Annotated in this window: 4 protein-coding genes; 2 read left to right on the forward strand and 2 right to left on the reverse strand. The window is 56.5% G+C overall.

Features of this window, described 5'->3' with window-relative positions; genetic code table 11:
- Nucleotides 1–252: 252 nt before the first annotated feature.
- A complete protein-coding gene (locus tag BFP90_RS16680; RefSeq protein ID WP_065892530.1) occupies nt 253–1,473 on the reverse strand; it encodes a CaiB/BaiF CoA transferase family protein in 1,221 nt (406 codons plus the stop codon).
- 13 nt (nt 1,474–1,486) lie between these two features.
- Entirely contained in the window at nt 1,487–2,668 is a 1,182-nt protein-coding gene (locus BFP90_RS16685) for an acyl-CoA dehydrogenase (protein ID WP_065886800.1), read from the reverse strand.
- 158 nt (nt 2,669–2,826) lie between these two features.
- Between BFP90_RS16685 and BFP90_RS16690 the strand changes: the two genes are divergently transcribed.
- The gene (locus BFP90_RS16690) at nt 2,827–3,762 is read left to right on the forward strand and encodes a LysR family transcriptional regulator (RefSeq protein ID WP_065897469.1); all 936 of its coding nucleotides are present in this window, start codon (nt 2,827–2,829) and stop codon (nt 3,760–3,762) included.
- 415 nt (nt 3,763–4,177) lie between these two features.
- The coding region (locus BFP90_RS29230; protein ID WP_150723572.1) for a hypothetical protein at nt 4,178–4,280 on the forward strand (103 nt) is incomplete at its 3' end.

Genomic DNA, 4,280 nt, shown 5'->3' on the forward strand with positions numbered 1-4,280 from the left:
ATTCTACAGCGTTACACGCTGCTGTCAACACCTCTTTTTCAACTTCCTTTTGGCTTCGATGAACTGAAGCAACCTGCCGCCGAAACTTACTTAACTCATTGTTTACCAAGGAGTTTTCCGTTTCGACTGCGCCGGAAGTGGGGCGAATTATAGGCGCACAGAATCTGCCGTCAACGACTAATTTCGTTTTCTTATCAAATAGTTAGGATTGATCAGAAAACGACCGACGCCCCTCTATATAGAAGAGATACTTCAGATAACGCCAGCCTCTCTTAAAGCAGCCACGCTCGAAGGCGCCAGCCCCAGCACACTTTGCAGCACTTGAACCGTATGCTCACCCAACAGCGGAGGCGCATTGCGATATTCCACGGGCGTCTTGGAAAGCCGGATGGGACTGGCAACCTGAGGCACCATCCCCGCCAACGCGTGAGGCAACTCTATGGCCAACCCGCGCGCCTTGACCTGCGGATCGGCAAACATCTGCGCCAGATCATTGATCGGCCCACATGGCACACCTACTTTCTCCAGCTGCGATACCCACTCTGCCGTAGTCTTGAACACGGTCGCCTGCCGAATCAGCGGGACCAGCACCGCACGATTGGCAACTCGCATTTTATTCGTAGAAAACCGCGGATCATCCGCCCACTGGGGTTGTCCGGCCACCTCGGCGAACTTGCGAAACTGCCCGTCATTACCCACGGTCAGGATGAAATCACCATCAGCCGTAGGAAAGTCCTGATAAGGCACGATGTTCGGATGCGCATTGCCCAGACGCTTTGGCGAAACTCCGGTGGTCAGGTAGTTCATCGCCTGGTTAGCCAGGCAAGCTACCTGCACATCCAGCAGCGCCATATCAATATGCTGCCCACCGCCGTCGTGATCCCGGTGAGCAAGCGCCGCCAGGATGGCTACGGTCGAATAAAGCCCGGTGAGAATATCGGTCAATGCCACCCCAACCTTCACCGGACCCGCGCCCTCATCACCCTCAGGCCGACCGGTGAGGCTCATCAACCCACCCAGCCCTTGAATCATGAAGTCATAGCCGGCACGGGTTGCATAAGGACCGGTCTGGCCAAAGCCGGTAATCGAGCAATAGATCAGCTCCGGATTGATCGCCTTGAGCGACTCATAATCCAGACCATAAGCCGCGAGGCCACCCACCTTGAAGTTCTCGATCAGAATGTCCGACTTGGCAGCCAGATCACGCACCAGCTTTTGCCCCTCAGGCTTGGTGAAGTCGATGGTCACCGACGCCTTGTTCCGGTTGGCGGACAGGTAGTACGCGGCCTCACTGGTGTTTTCACCATCAGCATCCTTGAGAAAAGGCGGCCCCCAGGCGCGCGTGTCGTCACCATTGCCCGGCCTTTCGACCTTGATCACCTCGGCCCCAAGGTCCGCGAGTATCTGCCCGGACCAAGGGCCCGCCAGTACTCGCGATAAATCCAGTACACGCAGATGCGAAAGCGCGCCCATGTCCGTGCTCCTATTAATAGAAGGCCTGAAGACCGGTTTGCGCGCGCCCCAGGATCAAGGCATGCACGTCATGCGTACCTTCATAGGTGTTGACCACTTCCAGGTTGACCAGATGACGCGCCACCCCGAACTCGTCGGAAATGCCGTTGCCGCCCAGCATGTCCCGGGCCATGCGCGCGATATCCAGAGACTTACCACATGAGTTGCGCTTCATGATCGAAGTAATCTCAACCGCCGCCGTTCCCTCATCTTTCATCCGCCCCAGGCGCAGACAACCTTGCAGCGCCAACGTGATCTCGGTCTGCATGTCGGCCAGCTTCTTCTGGATCAACTGCGTCGCCGCCAACGGGCGACCAAACTGATGACGATCAAGGGTGTACTGGCGCGCGGTATGCCAGCAGAACTCCGCAGCCCCCAGGGCGCCCCAGGAGATGCCGTATCGCGCCGAGTTCAGGCAAGTAAACGGACCTTTCAAGCCACGCACGTCCGGAAAGATGTTCTCTTCGGGCACAAACACGTTGTCCATGACAATTTCGCCCGTAATGGACGCCCGCAAACCGACCTTGCCGTGAATCGCCGGAGCACTCAGGCCTTTCCAGCCCTTCTCCAGTACAAAACCGCGGATGTCGCCGGCGTCGTCCTTGCCCCACACCACGAACACATCGGCGATCGGGCTGTTGGTGATCCACATCTTCGCGCCGGTCAGGCTGTAACCGCCTTCCACTTTGCGCGCACGGGTAATCATCGCGCCTGGATCAGAACCGTGATTGGGCTCGGTGAGACCGAAGCAGCCAATCCATTCGCCGGAGGCCAGTTTCGGCAGGTACTTTTGCTTTTGCGCTTCGGTGCCGAATTCATTGATCGGCACCATGACCAATGAGGACTGCACACTCATCATCGAGCGATACCCGGAATCGACACGCTCGACTTCACGGGCAATCAACCCATAGCTGACGTAGTTCAAGCCACTGCCACCGTATTGCTCGGGAATCATGGCCCCCAGCAAGCCGGTTTCGCCCATCTCGCGGAAGATCGCGGGGTCGGTCTTTTCATGACGGAAAGCTTCAAGCACACGGGGCGCCAACTTGTCCCGAGCAAACTGCTCGGCACTGTCGCGCACCATGCGTTCTTCTTCGGTGAGCTGTTGATCCAGCAGCAGCGGATCGATCCAGTTGAAGCTTGCCTTGCCAGCCATGAATAAGTCCTCACGAAAACAATCAAAACGTCGTACAGGCAGACTAGGCCGGGGCGACGCCGAGGGCAAACGAGGTTTCTGCATGGGGTTGTGCTAATTTCTCACTTCGTAACGCCTGACAAGGCCAAAAAAGCGCCTTATAAGTGAGGACAATGTACATGCGCAGGAAAATCCCCAGCACTACCGCGCTTATCAGTTTTGAAGCAGCCGCCCGCCATGAGAGCTTCACCAAGGCAGCACAGGAGCTTTCCATCACTCAAGGTGCGATCTGCCGACAGATCGCCAGCCTTGAAGATTTTTTGAGTGTCGAACTGTTTCGACGCTCGCGGCGCGGTGTAAAGCTGACGGAGGCGGGGCTGTCTTATAGCCGCAGGGTGGCAACGCAACTGGATGCAGTAGAACGCGACACCCTTTCAGTCATGGGCCAGCAGGGCGCGAATGTCATCGAACTGGCCGTGGTACCGACTTTCGGCACCCAGTGGTTGATCCCGCGCCTAAAGGACTTTCAACAGCGGCACCCGGAAGTGACGGTCAACCTGACCAACCGCACGCGCCCCTTCCTGTTTGCCGACACCGAGTTCGACGCTGCGATCTATTTCGGTGATGCCGACTGGTCCGGCACCGAATCCCATAGGCTCATGGGGGAAAACCCCGTCCCCGTGTGCAGCCCACGCTTACTCGGCGACCGCGCGTACTTTACCCCCCAGGAAATGGGCGACCTGCCCCTCTTGCAGCAGACAACGCGCCCTTATGCCTGGCGTCAGTGGTTCAACGCCCAACAGATGAGCGTTCCCCGCGACATGACAGGCCCGCGTTACGAGCTATTCTCAATGTTGTCCCAGGCGGCAATGCATGACATGGGCATTGCGCTGATCCCACCCTTCCTGATCCAGCGAGAGTTGAAAGAGCAGCACCTGGTGATCGCGAGCCACCAAACCCTGCCCAGCGATAAGGCGTATTACCTGATGATTCCGGAACGAAAGGTCAAATCCGCGTCCCTGCATGCGTTCCGCGATTGGCTCATCGAGCAATCTCGGCGCTACAACCCCGACACCCAAGGCCAACCCCCATTTACTGACCTTGTAGTCAACTAAATCAAAGCACTACAGATATACGCGGATGTCGCATTTAAACAGACTGTATCTGTTGAACAAAAAAGGAGCGCAAAGCCATGAATGATAAGGCTTGCAGCGACTATTACGGTTCAATAACCGACTATTCACGCCGACGATTAAAAAACCGCGCGTTACCGCCTGCAAGCCTTTAATTGCTTGTATTTAAAGGGGTTATTTCGGCGCATTGCGACAATCAGTCACAGGGTGACTTGTAGTTAATTTTTCGTCACCCGTCATAATCCCTTGAAGGCCGTAAAGTTCGCCTGCAAAATGCCGCGCCCCGCTGTCATTTCAGCGGGATCGTGCTGATCGGCCGCCCCAGTTGCGCCACTCACGGCGCACTGGCCTTTTTACAAAAAGATCAAAAGCAAAAAGATCATGCAGGAGATTTGACGTGCACATTGGTGTTCCTCTCGAAACCCAGACCGGTGAAACGCGGGTGGCTGCCACCCCGGAAACCATCAAGAAGCTGATCGGCCAGGGCCATAAGGTCACTG

This window comes from Pseudomonas sp. 24 E 13, from assembly GCF_900004715.1.
GTDB lineage: Bacteria > Pseudomonadota > Gammaproteobacteria > Pseudomonadales > Pseudomonadaceae > Aquipseudomonas > Aquipseudomonas orientalis_A.